Consider the following 20,704-nt stretch of genomic DNA (forward strand, 5'->3'; position numbering starts at 1 on the left):
CACATGTGTGTTCTATTCTTGTATCCGGGCGAGAGCTGCTTATCGCCTAGAACGGGACATTGTGATGAAGACTGCCGTACCTCCGACGATGGAGGCCGATCCTTCGGTTCTGACCTGCCGCGGTGACGAGGTGGGGCTCTGCGCGAAGTGCCAGCGGAAGACTCATCGCTACGGTCATGGCGGCAACCCCCTGTGCTCGCACTGTCTGGCGCAGGTCTCGGCGAAGTGGGGGCAGAGCGTGCGGCGGGCGCCCCGCGTGTGAGCACGAGATGCCCGTTGCTCCGGGGCGTGCGCCGGAAGCGCTTCGGACCCTCGGAAGCGCTTCGACCATCGGAAGTGCTCCGGGCCTTCGGGAATCGGGGCTGACAGATCGTCTCCCAAGTGCCTATGATGCCGGGGATGATGAACACCTCCTCGTACGGAATGGGGGAACTGTTCGTACAAGGTGAGTGCTGATGGCACCTCACACCACGAACATGGTTCCGTCCCGCTTGTTGATGTGGCAGCGCGTGCGTGAGTACGCCGTGCCACCGTCCATGATCGAGACCGCCACCGCACGGCGTGCGGTCGGTGACTGGGCGGGGGCCTGCGCCGCCGCCCGGATCAACGTCGATCTCGATCTGCGCGCCGTGCGCGACCGCCACGGCACCGATCTCGTCACTCGCCTCCGCTCGGATCTACGCCGACTGGCGCCGGATCTGCTGCGCTGGCACATGCCCCGGATCGCGCCCGACGGGCGGCTCCGACCCGGCCTCACCATCTCCCTGGCCCGGTACGGGAGTTCCGGCTCCACACCGCTCCACCTGGTGGTGCGGACACCGCCGGCCAGGGTGGACGCCGGGCAGTGGATGTCCCTGGCCCTGTGGGAAGGGCAGGGGAGCGAAGCCGCCGGGCGCCACCCGCATCAGTATCTCCACCCGCACCCCCACCCCGACCGGCGCTTCCGGCTCGACTTGCACCGGCATCTTTGGGACGCCGGGCGCAGTGGCGAACTGGCCCTGCGCTGCGGGGGAGTTGGGAAGCCGTTCAGTAATTCACCCTGGGCTAGGGAGCGTTGGGCCGCCGAGGCCGAGGTGCTGTTGCGAGCCGAAGGGCACCCGCGCGGGGCCTTCACGGTGAGGACCGGTGCGCGGAGCCATACCGTGCTCGAACTCGTCGCCCCCGACGACAGTCACGCGCCGACCTGCCGGCCGCTGCGGGATGCGCTGTCACCGCAGGAGACCGCGGTGCTTCCGCTGCTGCCCGAGGCGGCGGCCCGGGCTCTTCCGGACCTGGAGCTGCTGCGGGCCGGGCTGGTCGCGGTCGAGCGGTTGCATCCACTCGTCGCCACGGCACTGGCCGCGGTGCCCGGCCCGGAGTCGATGGCCGGACCCGCCGCCGAGCCCGCCGACCCGCACCGGGTGGAATGCCGCGGTGAGGTCCACCGGATCGCACTGCGGGACGGGACGCTGACGGCGATCGACCACGACCCGGTCCAACTGCGCCGGGAGGAACTGCTCGTGGCGCTCGGCGGTCCACCGCTGCCATGCCTGCGCGCGATCGACGCGGCGCACCGCAGCCCCGAGGCCCTGCCCGCCGTCCGGGAGCGGCTGCTCCACGGTGATGTCACCGGGGCACTGGCCGTGATCGAGGGCCTGCTCGGTCCCGGAGCGGTACTGCGCGACGGGCCGCTCCGCGAGGAACTGCGGTCGGCCGCTGCTCGCCGTGTCGACCACGGGCTCTTCCGCTCGGGACTGGTCGACACACGTCGCGGTGCGGGCGCGACGGGGAGCGTCTCGGACACGGCTCAGCGCCCGCGGCTCGACCGCCGCATGCCGGTGGGCATGTGCCGGAAGCGGAACAGTCAGGGCCGGCCCCGCACAGCTCACTTCGCACTGTAAGGCCCCACGACCTTCAGGACGGCACGTCCCGTCCCATTCCGTTCTCCTCTCCCACTTCAGGTGATCCCATGACCTCCAGCACGCTCCTGTCCGCCCCGACCACCCGGCCCGACGTACCGGACGCACTCGATGTGCCCGGCACCGGCGCCCAACTCGCCCTCGCCGACGACCTCTTGACCCTCCTGCGGACGACCACCACCGAGCCGCGCCCCGACGAGCAGCTCGAAGCGCTCACCATCGCCGTCACGGCCGATCTGCCCGTGCTGCTCTGGGGCGAGCCGGGTATCGGCAAGACCGCGGCCCTGACGCAGCTCGCCGCCTCCCTGGACCTGCCGTTGACGACCGTGATCGCCAGCGTGCATGAGCCGTCCGACTTCTCCGGGCTGCCCATCGTGGGCGACGACCCGGCGGTACAGGGGGTGCCGATGGCACCACCGCAGTGGGCCGTCGAACTCGTACGGGCCGGACGGGGGTTGCTCTTCCTGGACGAACTCTCCACCGCCACCCCGGCCGTTCAGGCCGCACTGCTCCGCGTCGTCCTGGAACGCAAGGTCGGCGCGCTCCAACTCCCGCCGGGCGTACGGATCGTGGCCGCCGCCAACCCGCGCGCCTCGGCGGCGGACGGATGGGAGCTGAGTCCGCCGCTGGCCAACCGGTTCGTGCATCTGTACTGGGTGCACGACCGGGAGGTGGTGGTGCGCGGCCTGGGCGGGGTCTGGCCCCGGGCCGAGCTGCCCCGACTGGTGCCGGAGCGGCTGCCGGAGGCGGTGGCCTTCGCGCGGCGTGCGGTCTGCGGCTTCCTGGAAGCCCGGCCGACGCTGATCCACCGGCTGCCGAACACCGAGACGCGCCGCGGCGGTGCCTGGCCCTCGCCCCGGAGCTGGGAGGCCGCGTTGACCCTGCTGGCCTTCGCCACGGCGGCCTCCGCCTCCCGCGAGGTACTGGCGCTGCTGGTACGGGGCGCGGTGGGGGACGGGCCGGGCCTTGAACTCCTCGCCCATCTCGACCGGATGGACCTGCCGGACCCGGAGTCACTGCTGGCCGATCCGCCCTCCGCCGAACTGCCCGTGCGGGGCGATCTCCGCCAGGCGGCGCTGGAAGCGGTGGTGGCCGCGGTCGGGGCGCGACCGGAGCGAGCACGGTGGGAGGCGGGCTGGGCGGTCCTGGTCCGCGCGCTGGAGACCGGCGCACCGGACCTGTTGGTCGCCCCGGCGACGACGCTGGCCGCGTTGCGGCGCGACGACTGGGAGGTGCCGGAGGCGGTGGAGTGGCTGACCGGGGTGATCGGCATCGCGCGGCGGGCGGACCGCTCGGTGAGCCGGGCCAAGGCATCGGACGACGCCGGGCGTACGACGGGAGCGCGCCGATGACGAGGGCGGCACAAGGTCCGGGCCCGCGCCCACTGCCACGCCCGCTGCCCCGGCCCGCTCCGCGGCGCCCCGTACGCCCCGTACGGGCCAGGGTGCCGGACCCGCCACCAGACGGCCCTCAACTCCCCTTGGACACAGAGAAGTTGCTGGCGGCCCGACTGCACGCCGTGAAGGTGCGCCCCTACCTGGCCGCCGCGCTCTTCGCGCTCCACGTGGTGGAGGACCGGTCCGTGCCGACGATGGCGGTGGACGCGCACTGGCGCTGCTATGTGTCTCCGGGCTTCGTGGCGCGTACGCCCGTGGAGGAACTGGCGGGCGTCTGGGTGCACGAGGTGTCCCACCTGCTGCGGGACCACCACGGGCGGGGCGAACGCTATGCGCGAGAGCAGGGGGAGTACGGGCCGGGGGAGCGGCTGCGGCGGAACATCGCCGCCGACTTCGAGATCAACGACGACATCTACGGTGACGGTCTGCCCCGGCCCACCGGGGCGGTGCTGCCGTCGTTGCTGGGGCTGAGCGACGGGCTGCTGATGGAGGAGTATCTCCGGACGGCGTCGATGTCCGGGCTCGCCGCGGATCTCGCGTGGCTGGACTGCGGCAGCGGTGCCGACGGACAGCAACGGCCCTGGGAACGGGGGCCCGACGGCGCCCACGGGCTGAGCAGGCATCAGCAGGACGCGGTCCGCTTCCGCGTCGCGGAGGGGATCAAAGGGCGGCCGGGCGACGCGCCCGAGGGATGGCGTCGCTGGGCGGACGAGGCGTTCCAACCACCGCAGCCCTGGCGGCAGTTGCTGGGCGCTGCGATCCGGTCGGCGGCGGGTGCGCCGGGAGTGGGCGAGAACCACAGCTACCGGCGCCCGTCCCGGCGCTCGGCCAGTGTGCCCGGGGTGGTACTGCCGAGCCTGCGCCGTACGCCGCCCCGGGTGTGTGTGGTGATCGACACCTCCGGGTCGGTGAGCGACGCCGAGTTGGGCAGCGCGCTGCTGGAGGTGGCGGCGATCTCACGGGCGGTGGGCGGGCGCCGCGACCTGGTCTCGGTGATCTCCTGCGATGCGGCGGCAGGCGTCGCCGTCCCGCTCTGCCGCGCCGAGAGCATGGAACTGATCGGCGGCGGAGGCACCAATCTGCGCTCCGGCTTCGCCCAGGCCCTCCGCTCCCGCCCCGGCCCGGACGTGATCGTAGCCCTGACAGACGGCCAGACCCCATGGCCCTCCACCCAACCCCCTTGCCGCACGATCGTCGGCCTCTTCCCCCGCCCGACCCGCGCAGTGGACGAGGACGACCCCGACTACGCCCCGGACGCCCCGCCGTCCTGGGCGCGGGTGGTCACCATCGCGTCCTGACGGCCGGGCCGGTCACCGCAACTGCCGCAGCAGGAGCGATGACGGGCCCTGACAAGGGGGATGTGAGATGGGTCGGGTGGCTTCCAGAGCGGGAGCCCCGTTGTCAGGCTTACGGTTCGATGCCGCCCGCGAGGGTGCCGTTGACGTACGCGGTCACCTTCGTGGTGTCGGCGTAGGAGGTGTTGGTGGCGTAGCTGTAGTCGTCGGTCTCGCTGAAGTTGGACCAGTCGGTCTTGTTGATACGGATCTGGAGGTCGCCGGTGTTGGCGTTCGCGGCGAGGCTTCCGGCGGCGGAGGTGAATCCCAGCTCCAGGTAGTGGTCGGCGCCCGCCTTCGGCGAGGAGAGGGCGACGATCTTCTGGGTGATGTTGCCGCAGCCGATCGCCGCGTAGTCGCAGGAGGCGGTGAAGGTGGTGGCGCCGCTGTCACCGGTGAAGTAGTAGCGGACGGTCACCTTCGACAGGTCCAGTGAGCTGCTGCCGGTGTTGACCACGCGCAGGCCGGGCTTGATCTGGTTGTCGGTGGGTGAGGTGTCGTTGTTCTTGTACTGGACCTTGGCGGCTCCTGTTCCGGGGTTGCCGCCGCCACCGTCGGAGGACTGGGTGGTGGCCGTGACCGCGCTGGAGGCCGCGGAGGTGTTACCGGCCGCGTCCTTGGCCTTCACGGTGTACGAGTAGGTGGTCGACGCGGTAAGTCCCGTGTCCGTGTACGAGGTCGAGGTGGCACTGCCCACCTTCGTGCTGCCCCGGTACACGTCGTATCCGGTGACCCCCACGTTGTCCGTGGACGCCGTCCACTTCAGCGACACACTCGTGGCCGTCGTGCCCGTCACCGTCAGGCCTGACGGTGCCGACGGGGGCGTCGTGTCACCGCCACCGCCACCACCGGAGCCCCCGAGGGCGTTGCTGACGGCGGTGTACGCGGGCTTGATCTGGAGGTTGTCGTCGTAGAGGTCGGCGGCGCCCTCACCCGGGAAGGTGTTCGGAACCCATGAGTACTTGTCGGTGAAGTCCCACACGGTCATACCGACACACCGGGAGACGGCGAGACATGCGTTGGTGACCTGACGGTAGTAGTCCGCCTGAGTCGCCAACTTCGTACTGTCCGAGGGCAGTTGCATCCGCACGTCCAGCTCGGTGAAGGCGACGTCGAGCCCGAGGTCGGCGAAGCGCTGCAGGTTCTGCTGGATGTTCGACGGGACGGAGTACTGGATCGCCAGGTGCCCCTGGAAGCCGATGCCGTCCAGCGGCACCCCCTGCTTCTTCAGGTCGCTCGCCAACTGGTACATGGCGTCGGCCTTCGCGCCCGTACCGTCGATGTTGTAGTCGTTGATGTACAGCTTGGCGCTCGGGTCGGCGGCGCGCGCGGCCTTCAGCGCGGTCGCGATGTAGTCCTTCCCCATCGCGTTGTAGAACGCGTCGGTCCGGTAGCTGCCGTCGTCGTTGAAGGGCTCGTTGACCACGTCCCAGGCGTAGACCTTGCCCTTGTAGTGGCCGGCCTCCTTGGCGATGTGGTTCTCCATGGCCGCCTGCACCTGGCTGCTCGGCAGGTTGCTCACCCAGCTCGGCAACTGGCTGTGCCAGACCAGGGTGTGACCGCGCACCTTCTGGTTGTGGGACTGGGCGAACGAGACGATCGCGTCACCGTTGGTGTAGTTGAACTGGCCCTGCTGCGGCTCGACGGCGTCCCACTTCATCGAGTTGGCGGGCGTGATCGAGTTGAACTCGCTGCCGAGGATGGCGGTGTAGGGCGAGTCGTTGAGCTCCGAGTTGTCGGTCGCGGAACCGAAGTAGCGGCCCTGGGCAGCCGCCAACTGCCCCAGAGTGCCGCTCGCCGCGAGGGCGGACGGGGCGGTGCCGACGGCGAGCAGCCCGAAGGCGGAGGTCGCGAGGGTGGCCAACGTGACGGTGAGCCGCCCGAGCCGAGCGGATCGGCCTGACCGTGGTGGGGGGTGGGGAAGGAATGTCACCGCTGTCTCCTAGGTCTCCTGGTCGTTCCGGTAGGTCTCCTGGTCGTTCGGGATACGGGTCTCTCGTCCCGTGGTTCAGGGCTCGGTGCCCCAGGCGAGCGTGCCGTTCACATACGCGGTCACCTTGGTGGCGTCGGTGTACGAGGTGGTGGTGGCGTAGCTGTAGTCGTCGCTCTCGCCGAAGTTGGACCAGTCCGTCTTGTTGATCCGGTTCTGGATGTCACCCGTCGACGCACCCGCGGCGAGGCTTCCGGCGCCCGAGGTGAACCCGACCTCCAGGTAGTGGTCCGCACCTGACTTCGGCGAGGAGAGCGCCACCACCTTCTGTGTGACGTTGGACGAGCCGACCGCCGCGTAGTCCACCGAGGTGTTGTAGGTGGACGCGCCACCGTCCCCCGTGAAGTAGTAGCGCAGGGTGACAGTCAACAGCGTCAGCGGTGTGCTCCCGGTGTTGATCACCTGAAGGCCCGGCTTGATCTGGTTGTCACCGGGCGCGGTGTCGTTGTTCTTGTACTGCACCTTGAGCGCGCCGGGGGTGCCACCGGACCCGGCCTTCGTGGTCGCGGTCACCGCGCCGGAGGCCGCCGAGACGTTCCCTGCCGCGTCCTTCGCTCTGACCGTGTAGGCGTACGACGTCGACGGCTTGAGCCCGGAGTCGGTGAAGGTGGTGGTGGCCGCGCTGCCGGTGAGGGTACCGGCCCGGTAGATGTCGTAGCCGGCCACGCCCACGTCGTCCGTCGAGGCCGTCCAGGTCAGGGACACGGTGGTGTCCGTGGTCGCCGACACCGTGAGGTTCGTCGGCACGGTCGGCGGTGTGGTGTCGTCGGAGCCACTGCCCCCGTCGCCGACGATGAGTTCGCCGTAGACGGCGTAGGCCATGGCGACGTCGGCCTGGGCCCAGAAGCGGTGGTAGGTGAAGGTGGGCGCCGACCCGCCGTTCAGATATGCCTGGACCTTCGGCCAGTCCGGGTCCTGCTTGTACCACGAGCGGATGGAGATGAAGGTGGAGCTGGAGTTGATGGTGTCACCGTTGGGCATCTTGCCCGACCAACCGGACGGCACATACACCGGATCGGCGAACCGGCTGTAGTCCGCGCGGGACTCCGGGGCGGCGATGCCCTTGGCGTCGGCGAAGTGCGTCATCGCGTCCAGCAGACTCTTGGCGAGGTCCGCGGAGGCGGAGTCGCCGGACTTCGCGGCGTAGTACGTCAGCGTCTTGGCGTACGCCGCGGCCACACCGACGTCGGTGCCGTAGTCCACGACCGACACATGCAGGCCCGCGTTGCCGGGCGCCGGGCCGTCGGGGTTCCAAGTGTCCGGCTGGCCCGTCCACTTGAGGTTCGCCGGGAGCTGGAAGCCCGTGGCGGTGACCGTGGTCTCGGAGGCGGCCCACGGCACCCACTTGTCCAGGATCGCCTTCGCGGTGGCGTTCCCGGTGACGTAGTAGTACTCCGCGACGCGCTCCAACGACCAGCACTGGAAGCCGAACCAGTTGTTGCTCGGCGGATCGTGGAAGACCGGCTGCCAGTCGTACGCCATGCCGTAGAAGGTCGGGGTACCGGCCGGCGGAGCCCCGTACTGCCCGTCCCAACTGTTCGTCGCACCACCCGCGATGGCGCCCTCGGTGGACTGCAGCCACTGGTAGAACTCCAACTGCCGCTGCAGGCTTGCCGACCAGTCGCTCTGCGCGGTCGGTGACTTCGGCGTCAGACTGGGCACGTTGGACATCGCCCAGGCGGCGAGCGGGTTCTGGTAGCCCTGGTGCGCGGCGCTGTCGCCGATCCGCCAGGCCCAGCCGCCGCCCGGCTCCGCACCGCCCCAGGCGTAGTACCACGACAGCAGGTAGTGCTCGGAGGTGCGCCCCGAACCAGCCGCACAGGACTTGGGATCTGTGCAGTTGCCGACCTTCTTGAAGTACTTGTCGAACAACGCGTACCGCAGGTAGTCGCCCATCTTGGCGGCCTTCGCCACCGAGGCGGAGATCGCCGACTGGTTGCCCTGGGCCGTCGCCCACCGGTAGGCCCAGTACGCCGCCTGCACCGCGCGGGCGTCGGCGTCGGGCGCGTTGGTGTACTTCCACTGCTTGGCGTAGCTGCTGTCCTTGACGAACAGGTCGAGATAGCCGTTCGGACCGCCGTACTTGAACAGGTCGGTGGTCGGCTGGGGGACCGTCTCCCACACCGACTCCTGCGCGCCGCGCTGATAGCTGTTGATGTACGAAGGCCCGGCCGCCGAGGGCCCGTTCTGCCCTCCGGTGCCGGGTGTGTTGCCGTAGCCGTAGGTGTTGTCCACGTCCAACAGCCAGTGCATCCCGTAGATGTCCGGTGTGCCGTAGGCCGAGTTCAGCTCGCTCGCGAGCGGGTCCTGTCCACTGGTCACCGAACTGTCCAGCGCGGACGGGTACTTGGTGACCTCCGGCCACTCCGGGATGTACGTCGCCGGGCTGCTCGCGTTGTAGGAGCCGTTGCTCGGCTGGTCGTTGTGGGTGGGGATGATGTACTTCTCGGCCGTGGCCCACGCGCTGTTGAACGGCGCCCAGTCGGCGGTCACCCGGCCATAGGTGGCCTCCAGCCAGAACCAGTAGCTGAACGCCTCCGACGTGGTCTGATGGCCATGGTCGGGAGCCTCGACGATCAGTGTCTCCACACAGTGGTACGGGATGCCGTCGGAGCTGAAGTAGCCGTTCGCCGGATCCTTGATCTTGTTGTACTGCGTCAGGAACGCCGCGGTGTACGGGTCGTCGGCGGCGGCCCTGGCGGACTTGGACGACTTGGTCGAGGTGGCCGCTCTGGCGAGCGTGGGTGAGACGGCCGCTCCGAGAAGGGCACCGCCGACCGCGGTGGCGAACCGTCTGCGGGAGAGGTCGGAGGCGGACATGGCTTCTCCTCAATGGATGCGGAAGGATCCTCCGGACAGGGCGTCCGGCGGGGGCGGGAGAGACCGCAGCACGGCGCCATCACCTTGGTCATGGCGCCGTGCTCCGGGACCCGGCCGCGGCCCGAAGCGGGGCAGGACAGGGCGGGAGCGGCCGGGCTGCTTCGCGGGTGCTCAGGGTGCGGGAGCCGGGAGGCATGGCTCCCGCACCCGGGTTCCGTCAGGGCTCGATGCCGCCCGCGAGCGTGCCGCCTGCGTACACGGTCACCTTGGTGACATCGGCGTAGGAGGTGTTGGTGGCGTAGCTGTAGTCGTCGGTCTCGCTGAAGTTCGACCAGTCGGTCTTGTTGATCCGGCTCTGGATGTCACCGGTGTTCGCCCCCGCGGCGAGGCTGCCCGCGCCGGAGCCGAAGCTGACCTCCAGGTAGTGGTCCGCGCCCGCCTTCGGCGAGGAGAGGGCGACGACCTTCTGTGTGATGTTGCCGCAGCCGACCGCCGCGTAGTCGCACGAGGCGGTGAAGGTGGAGGCACCACTGTCACCGGTGAAGTAGTAGCGCAGGGTCACCCTCGACAGGTCCAGGGAGCTGCTGCCGGTGTTGACCACCCGCAGGCCGGGCTTGATCTGGTTGTCGGTGGGCGAGGTGTCGTTGTTCTTGTACTGGACCTTGGCGGCTCCTGTTCCGGGGTTGCCGCCGCCACCGTCGGAGGACTGGGTGGTGGCCGTGACGGCGTTCGACGCCGCCGAGGTGTTACCGGCCGCGTCCTTGGCCTTCACGGTGTACGAGTAGGTGGTCGACGCGGTAAGTCCCGTGTCCGCGTACGAGGTTGAGGTGGCACTTCCCACCTTCGTGCTGCCCCGGTACACGTCGTATCCGGTGACCCCTACGTTGTCCGTGGACGCCGTCCACTTCAGCGACACACTCGTGGCCGTCGTCCCCGTCACCGCCAGGCCCGATGGTGCCGACGGAGCGGTCGTGTCACCGCCGCCACCGCCCGAGACAGGCGGGTAGGCGTTCTGCAGCAACTGCTGGAACTGCGCGGAGAACCAGTGACCGGCCAGCGGCGAGTTCGGCAGCGCGCCGGACTTGTTGTTGCCGTTGCGCCCGTTGCCCCCGTAATCCGGGTCGCACATCTGGTCGAAGCCCTTGCCCTCGTTGTTGTCGATGGGCTGGCTCGCACCGTCCGACTCACCCGGAGGCTTGACCCACACGTAGGCGTCGATACCGCTGGCCGGGGCCGCGGTCGGCCGCTCGCCGAGACCGGCACCGCTCTGATTACACCAGTTGCCCGGGTGGATGCGCCGGTCGATCCGGCTGCCGTTGACGTAGTCGTCCACGGAGGTCTGCGGGCCGGGGCCGCTCGGCCGGGCGGAGCCGCCCCACCCGTTGCGGGAGGTGTCGATCAGCATCCCGATACCGGAGTTGAACCCCTTCGATATCAAGGCGGTGCGCAGACCCTGGGCGTAGGACTGCTCGTCGACGTACTGGTTCCAGTCCACCCACTTCGACTGCCGCACCGTCGTACCGTTGACGGTGTCGGTGACCTTGAAGTTGGGCTCCACCGTCGGCGAGTAGTTGGACGTGTTGGTGATGAACCCGTGCACGTCGTCGACCGTGGCACCGGAGGTGGTCGCGGCCTTGTAGAACTCGGCCGCGGACGGGTCGAGGTTGGTGTCCCAGCCCAGCCAGCCATGGTGCGCGGCGTCGATGTAGTTGTACACGTTCGGGACCGCGCCCAGGGTGTGCAGCGCGTAGCCGACGCCCTTCTCGTAGTTGCCGTTCTCCTTCATCGTGGCGCACGCGGCCGTGGAGCCCTCCGTGCCACCGGCGTTGGTGACGATGTTCGGCAGCGAGTCGGGCTCGATGACGGTGACGATCCGCAGGTTGGCGTAGGCCGGTTTGGCGAGGATCTGCGCGATCGGGTCGATGTACTCCGTCTGGTACCGGCCCAGCTCCGTGGGGCCCAGCTCACCGTTGGAGGCCAGCGCGGCACAGTCGCGTCCGGGCAGGTCGTAGATCACGAGTGTGATCAGGCCGGCGCCCTGGGAGACCGCCTTGTCGAGGTGCTCCTGCAGACCCATTTTGCCGTTGCTGCCCGAGATGGCCGAGATGCTGTCCAGCCACACAGCGGTCGGCGTGTTGGCGACCGCGCTGCCGCCGGGCTCCGCGGCGGCGTGCGCGGACCACTCCGGGTTCACGTACTCCTTCGCACCCACATAGGGGTTGTCGACCCGCGAAGCGGCCGAAGCGGTCGGTGCGTTGAGGGCCACAGCCAGTGCGGAACTCAGCGTGAGCGCCGTCAGCGCCGCGAGACCGCGACGAGTGAGGCGTCTGGGGGGACGTTGGACCTTCATCACCAAGGGGTTCCTTCCGTGGGGGTGTTCTGACGCGTGGTGCGGACGTGCGGGACACCACGCAGAGGGGATGGACCGTCAGGGCTCGACGCCGCCCGCGAGGGTGCCGTTGACGTACGCGGTCACCTTCGTGGTGTCGGCGTAGGAGGTGTTGGTGGCGTAGCTGTAGTCGTCGGTCTCGCTGAAGTTGGACCAGTCGGTCTTGTTGATACGGATCTGGAGGTCGCCGGTGTTGGCGTTCGCGGCGAGGCTTCCGGCGGCGGAGGTGAATCCCAGCTCCAGGTAGTGGTCGGCGCCCGCCTTCGGCGAGGAGAGGGCGACGATCTTCTGGGTGATGTTGCCGCAGCCGATCGCCGCGTAGTCGCAGGAGGCGGTGAAGGTGGTGGCGCCGCTGTCACCGGTGAAGTAGTAGCGCACGGTCACCTTCGACAGGTCCAGCGAGCTGCTGCCGGTGTTGACCACCCGCAGGCCGGGCTTGATCTGGTTGTCGGTGGGCGAGGTGTCGTTGTTCTTGTACTGGACCTTGGCGGCTCCCGTGCCGGGGTTGCCGCCGCCACCGCCGGACTGCGTGGTGGCCGAGACTGCGTTCGACGCCGCGGAGGTGTTACCGGCCGCGTCCTTGGCCTTCACGGTGTACGAGTAGGTGGTCGACGCGGTAAGTCCCGTGTCTGTGTACGAGGTTGAGGTGGCACTGCCCACCTTCGTGCTGCCCCGGTAGACGTCGTAGCCCGTGACACCCACGTTGTCCGTCGACGCCGCCCACTTCAGCGACACACTCGTGGCCGTCGTCCCCGTCACCGCCAGGTTCGTCGGCGTCGACGGAGCCTTCGTGTCCGAACCGCCGCCCCCGCCGTCGGAGGCGAAACCGGGCGCCTTGACGGGGGCGAGGTAGGCGTCCTTGGTGGTGTTGACCGTCGTCCAGTCGTCGTTGAGGATGCCGCCGGTGTCACCGGAGTCGGGGTTCAGGCTCCAGAAGGTCCACTGGAAACTGTCGGCGCCGTACTGCGCGTTGGGCCGGAGGTAGTCCACCAGCGCCCGCAGCCATGTCTGGTCGGTGGTCGACTGGAGTGTCGTACCGAACTCACCGAGCCAGACCGGGGCGGTGTTGTTCTTGAACAGGTATCCCCAGTTCTTGTCCCAGATGCCCGGCATGTTGCCGGGGAAGGACGGGTCGCTGAACCAGGACTGTGCGAACACGCTCGTGGCATAGTCGTGCGCCGAGTAGACCAGCCGGTCGGAGACGTCGAGCCGGACCGGGTAGGTGCCGGCCCCCTGAAGGTTGCCGCCCCACCAGTACGAGTCGCCGTTGTACGACGACACGCCCTCGACGAAGATCAGCAGCTTGGAGTTGACCGACAGGACGGCGTTGCCGCCGCGCTCGGCCGCCAGCCGCCAGTCGATGCTGGTGTCGCCGCAGCCCCAACAGGCCGGATCGTGCGGCTCGTTGTGCAGATCGATCCCGACGACCGTCGAGTTGTCCGCGTAACGGCTCGCCAGCGCCTTGAGGTCGGTGATCCACGTCGACTCCGGAACACTGTCGGTGTACCACAGTGCCGACTGACCGCCCGCGTCCGGCCGGTGGCGGTCGAGGATGACCTTCAGGCCGATCTGCCCCGAGTACGCGACGATCTTGTCCATGACCTGAAGCGAGTTCAGCCCTTGAAGATCGACGTTCTTCCCGCTCGAGAAGTCGATACTGCTCGGCATCGTGCCGGACTTGAAGATATCGTCGGAGTACGGGAGCCGGAGCGTGTTGTAACCGAGCGAGGCGACCTGGTCGAGCATGGACTTGTAGTCCCGGGCCCACAGCCCGTGGACCACGTTGTTCGAGGTCTCGAACCCGAACCAGTTGATCCCGGCTATCCGCACGGGAGTTCCGCTCGCATCCAGGATCTGGCGGCCACTGGTGTGCCAGTACCCGCTTCCCGCGGCGCCGGCCGCCCGCGCGGGCGTCACACTGGTCATGGCGGCCAGCAGGGCGAGCAGGACCATGGCTACGGTGCCGATGATCGGATATCGCCGAACAGCCAGTGCCTGCTGGGCCACTGGACTTGATACCGCGGGTCTTACAGGTCTCGCACGTCTCGCCGGACTCGCAGGTCGCACACGTGTCATTGCAGCCGACTCCCTTTCGCGTGGCATTGCCCCGTGCTGGCCGACAGTGACCGCACCTCGAAGATCCCGTGTTGCCCGCCCATCGCGGTTCGGATGCGGTGGTGCCGCGCAGGGACGCACAGCCCGTTCCGGAAGGTCGGGACAATGCGCGATCACCGACTCCGCAGCGGGCAGCTCCCGTGAGTTAAAAGCGGGTTGGGTATGGGAGCGCTCCCAGCGAATGAGGAAAATAACAACTCGCGACACCGCTGTGAAGAGGCTCGGCGTAACCCGGGCGTAACGGCGTGCTCACACAGCACCGCGGTGACGCGCTCGTCTCACCCGGGCGCGGTACGCGAACAGGCGTGCTGAGATGGGGCTTTGGCTTACCGATCTCGGTAACGAGCCCGCGCGGGAACGGGGCTTACCCGAACCGAAACGATCAGCCCTCTCCCGGAGCCCCGCGTCGGCGTATCAAGGGTCCGGGGGGAGGGAGGGGGCTGGGGCTCTGCGGCCACAGGCTCAGGCGGACTCCCGCCGTACCAGCTCCGTGGACAGCACCACATGGCGCCGGGTGGTGGTACGGGACCCGATCTGCTCCAGCAGTACCCGCGCCATCGTGCGGCCCATCTCCTCGGTCGGCTGCCGGACGCTCGTGAGCGGCGGGAGCGCGTGCCGGGCGACCGCCGAGTCGTCGAAGCCGATCAGCGCGACGTCCTCGGGCACGCGCCGCCCCGCCTGGCGCAGGACGTGCACGGCGCCGATGGCCATGACGTCGGACGCGGCGAAGACGGCGTCGATGCCGGGGTGCCGCTCCAGCAGCTCCCGCATGGCCGCGCGCCCGCCCTCCTCCGTGAAGTCGCCGTGCGCGACCAGCGAGGTGTCGGAACCGAGACCGGCGGTGTCCATCGCCTGGGCGTAGCCGTCGAGACGGCAGCGAGCGACGTACATGTCCAGCGGCCCGGTGATGGTCGCGACGGTCCGCCGCCCCAGCCCCAGCAGATGCTCCGCCGCCGTCCGCGCACCGCCGACGTTGTCCGCGTCGACGTAGGACATCCATTCGCGTTCCGACCGGCGGCCGTTCAGCACGGTCGGCACCTGCAACTGTGCCAACAGGTCGGGCAACGGGTCGTCCTCGTGCACGGAAACCAGCAGCACGCCGTCGACCCGGCGCGCCTCCATGTGCTGGGCGAGCCGCTGCCGTTCCCTCGGGGTGCGGATCAGGGTGAGCAGCAACTGCATGTCCGTATCGGCCAGTTCGGTACTCACTCCGCGGACGATGTCCAGGAAGTACGGTTCGGCGCTGAGTCGGGTCTCCGATTCGGGGATCACCAGCGCGACCGCGTCCGTGCGGTCCCCGGCCAAGGCGCGCGCCGCGCGGTTGGGTACGTACCCGAGTTCCGCGATCGCCGCTTCGACTGCCGCCCTCGCCTGGGCGCTTACGTGCGGAGAACCGTTGACCACCCGTGAGACCGTGCCCCGTCCGACACCGGCCCGTGCGGCGACCATCTCCAGTGTCGGCCGGCCACCGCGTCCCGTGCCCGCAGCCGTCGCGCTCTTGCCCGTCACCATGGATGAAAGCCCGTCAGTCGCACCCATCAATATGTTCGCTCCCTTGACAAATCCCGGGGGAACGTGGACCTTCATTATGCCGTACATATCTGGGAGCGCTCCCACGGGAGCGCTCCCAGATCTCTGCCGCTCGAATCGCGCCAACGCCCGCGGTATCCGCACGAACGCACCGTTCCGGAGGACTCATGGGGCACCATCCGCATGCCGCGTCGGGGAGGTGGCTGAACATGAAAGAGGCCCAGACGGCGGGGTCTGGGCCTTGGGTGAGGCTGTGGTCGGTGAACCACCACGCGCACGGGAGGTGGTTCGAGCCCGACTACGCGTTCGTCGAAGCGGCGGCGTCCACCTCGGCGAAGAACGCGTCGGCGATCTCCTGTGCCCTGCGCTCATCGGTGATCGGCTCGCCCAGGATGCGTCCGGCCAGATCGATGGCCAGCCTGAGCACATCCTCCCGGAGCGCCGCCTCGGCGACGATCCGATCGGCTTCCAACTGTGCCGTGGCGGATGCCACGAGCTCATCGCGCTGCCGCTGTCCCTCGGCCCGGACCTCCTGGATGAGGAGGTGTCCCTCGTCGACCGCGGCCTGCCTGACGCGGGCGGCCTCGTGACGCGCCTCGGAGAGTTCGGCCTGGTACGCGGCGTGAATCTGTCGAGCCTCCGCATGGATGGCTTCGCTCTCGTCGCGGGTGCCGTCGATGGCGTCCCGTCGCGCCTCAAGAGCCTTGTTGATGCGCGGCAGTAAGAGTTTCGCGAAAGTGAAGAAGACCGCCGCGAAACAGAGGGCCGCGACTATCAGTTGGTCTACCTTCGGTTCCAGTGGTCCCATGGGCGGAGCCTAACAGCGGGGGCAATGTCGAACAGCCCCTTGGCTCAGGAAGGGCGAATATCAGGCGCGTACCCGCCGACGCCCGGAGCGTTGCTGGGCCAAGGCGTGGGCGGTGAGCCTGTCTTGTGGCGCCGATAGTCTGCGTGGATGAAGCGTATGGAGCGAGCTGTCGCGACTGTTGTGGGCTCGGCGGTGGGTGACGCGCTGGGCGCCCCCTTCGAGTTCGGGCCCGAGGGTGCGTTCTCCGCCCGGTTCCCGGAACCGGGGCACGGTGGTGAGATGTGCGGAGGCGGCGGTTGGGAACCGGGCGAAGCCACGGACGACACACAGATGGCAGTTCTCGTCGCGGAGTCACTGCACCAGCGCGGCGGGCTGGACCTGCCGGACATCTTCGCCCGCTTCCAGCGGTGGGCGGCAGGTGGTCCCAAGGACATCGGCCTCCAGACCGAAGACGTGCTGACCAACGGCATGCCATGGGATCTCGCCGCCGCGACTCACTTCCAGATCAACCAACAAGCCGCCGGTAACGGCTCGTTGATGAGAGCGTCGACCTCCGCGGTCTACTTCGCGTCCGCCGGGCAGTCCGCGACGATGGACGCCGCCCGACGCATCGCCGCGCTCACCCATGGCGATGCCGCCGCCTGGGAAGGCACCGCCGTCTTCCACGAACTCATTCGCCGCACGCTCGCGGGTGCCGACCCCCGCACCGCCGTCCCCGACATCCTGGAACTCGTCCACCCCGACCACCGTCAGCGGTATGCCACCGTCCTCGCCGACGACTGGCATCCCGACCAGGCGACCGAGTTCAACGGTGCGGTCTGGCCCTGCCTGGGGACGGCGGTCTGGGCTCTGCGCAGCACCACCGGCTTCGAGGAGGCGATCCGCGCGGCGGTCGACGTCGGCGGCGATACGGACACGGTCGCCGCGGTCACCGGAGGCCTCGCGGGCGCCTGGTACGGACTCGACGCGATCCCCGCCCGCTGGACCGAGCCGTTGCACGTCCCCCTGCCGGGGTTCGACGGGCGGGTGTTGGCGCTGGGCGACCTGATCGAACTCGCGCAGCGCCTCGGAACGTCGGTCTGAGGAGGCGAGGGCGCCGTTCGCGGAGCCCTCGCCTCGTGTTCGATCAGCTCCAGGTCATGTTGATCTCACGCCCGAAGTTGACGTACCCGGCACGCTGGAAGGCGTTCGCCATAGGGACGTTGCCCAGGTCCGTGGACGCGCGGATACGGGGGACGTCCTGGTCGGCGAGGATGTGGGTGCCCTCGGCCAGCAGGTCGTCGATGTAGCCGTGGCCGCGGTGTGCCGGGAGGACGGCGATGTAGGCGATGATCGGGTTGTAGCCGTTGTGGGCCGGAAGGACGAACCCCACGGGTTCTCCGTCCCGCAGCGTCGCGATGCGCCACCAGTCCTGCGGGCTTGTGTAGCGCGCGAGTTCGTCCTCGTAGTGTTTGACTGCCGCCTCCTGAGCGGACATTCGGGTCAGGTCGTCACGGCCGTGCGCGTCCAGCGTGCCGTCCAGAACCGAGGTCATCAGTGCCACGAGTTCCTCGGCATCGCGCAGGGGCCGGAAGGCAAGTCGCGTGCCGCGCTCGGGGGGTGGCGACTCCGGACGCCACTCCAGTCGCAGTCGTTCGACGAAGAGGCGGGCGCCGGTTCGTTCCAGTACCGCCATGCGGCTTTCGACGGCTTGCCTGGTCGCCGTGTTCTCACGCCAGTCCGGCGGGATGTAACGGCTGTACTCGGGGGGTGGTGACCCGTCCGGGAGCGTGGCGGCCATCGCGGTGTGCAACAGCCGTACGCCGACGTCCACTTGATCGGCGGTCGAAACGCTCTCGTCGAGGTCGAGGTCGAGGACGTCCAGGAGGAAGGGGGTATCGCTGCCGGGTCGGCTCCACCAGGCAGCCCTGGCCAGGAGACGGTCACCGCGCAGGGCGACCCACATCCATTCCGGGCGTCGACGTCCGGCGGCGAGGTCGTCCGCCAGTTCCTCGTTGAGGACGTAAGGGAGTCGGGAGAAGAGGTCGAGCTCTTCGCGTCCGCTGATCGGACGTATGGTCAGGTCGTACTGTTCCACGGTCAAGGCACGCTCCGGTGAAGGCGCCCGTCCGCTCCGGGGGTCAGACGCGGTCCGCGCCCCGGGAGGACACAAGCGCGGTGATCATGGCAGACATCGGCTCATCCCTCCTCTCGCTGTTGCGCCCCGCGCTCTCATGACGGGGCTTCGGCCGCCATGTGTACCCGATCGCCGTCCCGTCCGCAATTGCCGCTGGTCACCAGTGAGTTGTTGACCGCCCTGCCCGCCGAACACGTCGGGCAGGGCGCATTCCTCGCCTTGCCTAACCGGCCACCTCGTACTGCCCCACCTCACGGAAGTAGCGCAGGGTCTCCGGGGAGCCGTCGTCCAGGGCGGCGTTGGCTGCGGCACGGAGGGCATCGCTGATGTCCGGGTTCGCGAGCATGCGAGCTATGTAGACGGCGTCGTCCTCGGCTTGGGCCAGTCGGTAGCCGGTCTCCAGCCAGGCGCGCATCTCCTCCGGGGAGTTGTTGTCGAGGAGCTTGTCGGCCTCCTTGATGACTCGCTTGTCGTTGTTCTGCGTTGCTCCGTAGAGGATGCGGGCGATGGCGACCCGGTCGTCCTCGGCCTGAGCCAGTCGGTAGCCGCTCTTCAAGAAGGTCCGCATGTCATCGACAGTGCCGTCGAGGGCTTCGTTCGCCTCTCGGACGACCCCCCGGCCGCTGTCCTCGTCCGCCAGGATGGCGGCGATCGCGGCGCGCAGTTCGTCCTCCGACATCTCGTCCACCGGTGTGTCGGACACGGTCGCCACGGTGGTGGTGACCGGGGCCGCCGAACCGTTGGCAAACGCCGGGGCGGTGAAGAGGAGGGCCGGGGTCAGGGCGGTGGCCACGACGAGCAGAGCGGCACGCGTCGGTCTCATGAATATACGCCTCCGTGTTCGAACTTCGGGTATGCAGATGATCGTCCATGCGGGCCGAAATCGCACGAGGAATCGCTCAGCCCGGAGAGTGTGAGGACCCGGCCTCTTAGGATCAGGGCCGTTCACGGTTTCCGGTGCCTGGGGGTTCGGATGGCTTTCGAGATAGACCTGCCGCTCGCTGAGGACACGGAGGCCGCCCGGCTCGCTTCCGGACTCACCGAACTCGGCAACGAGCGCTTCCTGCGGGCTGTGCTCCGCGACGAGGCGCGCTTCCATCACCGCAGCACCGATCGCCTCCTCGGCTGGGCCACCGACGTCCCGGAGACCACGGAGTCCACCTCCAGCCTCCTGCTGCGCGCCGTCCACCTGTGCTTCACGGCGCACCTGCCGCTGAGCCTCTCGCCCGACCTGCTCTGGTACGCCGTCGTGCACGAGGTAGCCGTCCATGTCCGCCTGAACTCCGGTACGTACGCGGGGCTGTTCACCGAGACGCCGGGGTTCCGGCAGACCATCGCTGTCCGCGACGACCTGGCGCCGCTGGATTGGGGGCGCTCGATCAACCTGGTCCAACAGCCCCTGCGGGCCCGGATCGGCGATGAGGTGGCGGACCTGTTGCAGCCGACCTTCTCGACCACCACCTCCACCGATGCCACGGCCGCGCTGGTGGCGCTGATGGATGTGGTGAGCCCGTACTACCGCTTCCGGTGGGTCACGCTCTGCGGTATTCCCCGGATCCGGCTGGAGGGTACGGACCGTGACTGGCGCCTGCTGGCCGCGCGGGTACGGGAGTTGGAAGGGTGGTTCGAAGGCCTGCGGCCGTGGTTCGCCGCCTTGCACCCGGTGCTGGACTCGATCTGGGCGACGGCCTCGGGGTGGGGTGTCGACGAGCAGTTCTGGCGTTCGCTCTACAAGTGGGAGTCGCTGTCCGGCGGTGATACGGTCACCGGCTGGATCACCGCCTTCTTCGCCCACCGGTACACCGCCGACGGACCGATTCCCAAAGAGTCGTTCGGCCCGGGAACCACCGACGGGCGGAACTTCCCTTCCCACGTCTCCCGCGTCCCGTTCCGCTGGGAGACACCCACCGGCACACGCGACATGGCCTTCCTCGGCGGTGTGCTCGGCACGGAACGTGACGGTGAGTGGATCCGGCCACGGCTCGGCCACGCGGTGGTGGAACTGCTCCCGGCCACCGAGCCCCGCGACGAGCGCCTGCCCGAGCCGTGGACGATGGCCGACGTCCAGCGCGTCAGCGGCTGCCCACAGGCCCGCCGTCTCACCGCCCTCGGCACGGTCACCCTGGACGGCGAACCCCTCCGAGCGGACTGCGCGATCGACTTCAACGGGCTCTGCGCGGTACGGGCCGACGACGGCGACTGGTATCTCGGCGACCTTGTGTCCGACACGGGTGAAATCCAGTGCTGGGGCAACTATGGCCCCGACCTCGGCCACGCCCTTCGGTCGCTCTAGTCGGCGGTGCTGGG

13 protein-coding genes are annotated in these 20,704 nt (G+C 68.9%); 5 read left to right on the forward strand and 8 right to left on the reverse strand.

What is annotated here, in order from left to right; translation table 11 throughout:
- The first annotated feature begins 455 nt into the window (after positions 1-455).
- From NGF19_RS07300 to NGF19_RS07310, 3 genes are all read left to right on the forward strand, one after another.
- Complete coding sequence (locus NGF19_RS07300) at positions 456-1,880, forward strand: hypothetical protein (protein ID WP_252423133.1); 1,425 nt, start codon at positions 456-458, stop codon at positions 1,878-1,880.
- 68 nt (positions 1,881-1,948) lie between these two features.
- Positions 1,949-3,250 (forward strand): AAA family ATPase, encoded by a 1,302-nt coding sequence (locus NGF19_RS07305; RefSeq protein WP_252423135.1) that lies wholly within the window; start codon positions 1,949-1,951, stop codon positions 3,248-3,250.
- Complete coding sequence (locus NGF19_RS07310) at positions 3,247-4,593, forward strand: vWA domain-containing protein (RefSeq protein WP_252423137.1); 1,347 nt, start codon at positions 3,247-3,249, stop codon at positions 4,591-4,593. Before NGF19_RS07305 ends, NGF19_RS07310 begins: the two co-directional genes overlap by 4 nt.
- 109 nt (positions 4,594-4,702) lie before the next feature.
- Here the strand turns inward: NGF19_RS07310 and NGF19_RS07315 are convergent, their stop codons facing one another.
- From NGF19_RS07315 to NGF19_RS07340, 6 genes are all read right to left on the reverse strand, one after another.
- Entirely contained in the window at positions 4,703-6,493 is a 1,791-nt protein-coding gene (locus NGF19_RS07315) for an endo-1,4-beta-xylanase (RefSeq protein ID WP_289734455.1), read from the reverse strand.
- Positions 6,494-6,637: 144 nt separating this feature from the next.
- Positions 6,638-9,439 (reverse strand): glycoside hydrolase family 48 protein, encoded by a 2,802-nt coding sequence (locus NGF19_RS07320; protein ID WP_252423139.1) that lies wholly within the window; start codon positions 9,437-9,439, stop codon positions 6,638-6,640.
- Positions 9,440-9,656: 217 nt separating this feature from the next.
- Positions 9,657-11,789 carry a glycoside hydrolase family 6 protein gene (locus NGF19_RS07325; protein ID WP_252423142.1) on the reverse strand — a complete coding sequence of 711 codons (2,133 nt, stop codon included), beginning with the start codon at positions 11,787-11,789 and terminating at the stop codon, positions 9,657-9,659.
- 78 nt (positions 11,790-11,867) lie between these two features.
- Positions 11,868-13,781 (reverse strand): cellulase family glycosylhydrolase, encoded by a 1,914-nt coding sequence (locus tag NGF19_RS07330; protein ID WP_252423143.1) that lies wholly within the window; start codon positions 13,779-13,781, stop codon positions 11,868-11,870.
- A 624-nt stretch (positions 13,782-14,405) separates the two neighbouring features.
- The gene (locus tag NGF19_RS07335; RefSeq protein ID WP_252423238.1) at positions 14,406-15,455 is read right to left on the reverse strand and encodes a LacI family DNA-binding transcriptional regulator; all 1,050 of its coding nucleotides are present in this window, start codon (positions 15,453-15,455) and stop codon (positions 14,406-14,408) included.
- 316 nt (positions 15,456-15,771) lie between these two features.
- Entirely contained in the window at positions 15,772-16,281 is a 510-nt protein-coding gene (locus NGF19_RS07340) for a F0F1 ATP synthase subunit B family protein (RefSeq protein WP_252423149.1), read from the reverse strand.
- A gap of 147 nt (positions 16,282-16,428) precedes the next feature.
- Here NGF19_RS07340 and NGF19_RS07345 point away from each other — a divergent pair, with 147 nt between their 5' ends.
- Complete coding sequence (locus NGF19_RS07345) at positions 16,429-17,364, forward strand: ADP-ribosylglycohydrolase family protein (RefSeq protein ID WP_252423152.1); 936 nt, start codon at positions 16,429-16,431, stop codon at positions 17,362-17,364.
- 43 nt (positions 17,365-17,407) lie between these two features.
- On the opposite strand, the gene NGF19_RS07350 is transcribed toward NGF19_RS07345, so the two are convergent.
- Positions 17,408-18,358 carry a GNAT family N-acetyltransferase gene (locus NGF19_RS07350; protein WP_252423240.1) on the reverse strand — a complete coding sequence of 317 codons (951 nt, stop codon included), beginning with the start codon at positions 18,356-18,358 and terminating at the stop codon, positions 17,408-17,410.
- 262 nt (positions 18,359-18,620) lie between these two features.
- Complete coding sequence (locus tag NGF19_RS07355; protein ID WP_252423157.1) at positions 18,621-19,220, reverse strand: ALF repeat-containing protein; 600 nt, start codon at positions 19,218-19,220, stop codon at positions 18,621-18,623.
- A 150-nt stretch (positions 19,221-19,370) separates the two neighbouring features.
- Here NGF19_RS07355 and NGF19_RS07360 point away from each other — a divergent pair, with 150 nt between their 5' ends.
- A complete protein-coding gene (locus tag NGF19_RS07360) occupies positions 19,371-20,690 on the forward strand; it encodes a DUF4419 domain-containing protein (protein WP_252423159.1) in 1,320 nt (439 codons plus the stop codon).
- The last annotated feature ends 14 nt before the right edge of the window (positions 20,691-20,704 follow it).

This window comes from Streptomyces macrolidinus (genome assembly GCF_023887685.1).
GTDB lineage: Bacteria > Actinomycetota > Actinomycetes > Streptomycetales > Streptomycetaceae > Streptomyces > Streptomyces macrolidinus.

Coding starts and splice junctions, on each gene's coding strand:
- NGF19_RS07340 (WP_252423149.1), bottom strand. CDS start 16,281: ATGGGACCACTGGAACCGAAGGTAGACCAACTGATAGTCGCGGCCCTC.
- NGF19_RS07330 (WP_252423143.1), bottom strand. CDS start 13,781: ATGGTCCTGCTCGCCCTGCTGGCCGCCATGACCAGTGTGACGCCCGCG.
- NGF19_RS07320 (WP_252423139.1), bottom strand. CDS start 9,439: ATGTCCGCCTCCGACCTCTCCCGCAGACGGTTCGCCACCGCGGTCGGC.
- NGF19_RS07355 (WP_252423157.1), bottom strand. CDS start 19,220: ATGAGACCGACGCGTGCCGCTCTGCTCGTCGTGGCCACCGCCCTGACC.
- NGF19_RS07345 (WP_252423152.1), top strand. CDS start 16,429: ATGAAGCGTATGGAGCGAGCTGTCGCGACTGTTGTGGGCTCGGCGGTG.
- NGF19_RS07325 (WP_252423142.1), bottom strand. CDS start 11,789: ATGAAGGTCCAACGTCCCCCCAGACGCCTCACTCGTCGCGGTCTCGCG.
- NGF19_RS07335 (WP_252423238.1), bottom strand. CDS start 15,455: ATGGTGACGGGCAAGAGCGCGACGGCTGCGGGCACGGGACGCGGTGGC.
- NGF19_RS07305 (WP_252423135.1), top strand. CDS start 1,949: ATGACCTCCAGCACGCTCCTGTCCGCCCCGACCACCCGGCCCGACGTA.
- NGF19_RS07300 (WP_252423133.1), top strand. CDS start 456: ATGGCACCTCACACCACGAACATGGTTCCGTCCCGCTTGTTGATGTGG.
- NGF19_RS07310 (WP_252423137.1), top strand. CDS start 3,247: ATGACGAGGGCGGCACAAGGTCCGGGCCCGCGCCCACTGCCACGCCCG.
- NGF19_RS07360 (WP_252423159.1), top strand. CDS start 19,371: ATGGCTTTCGAGATAGACCTGCCGCTCGCTGAGGACACGGAGGCCGCC.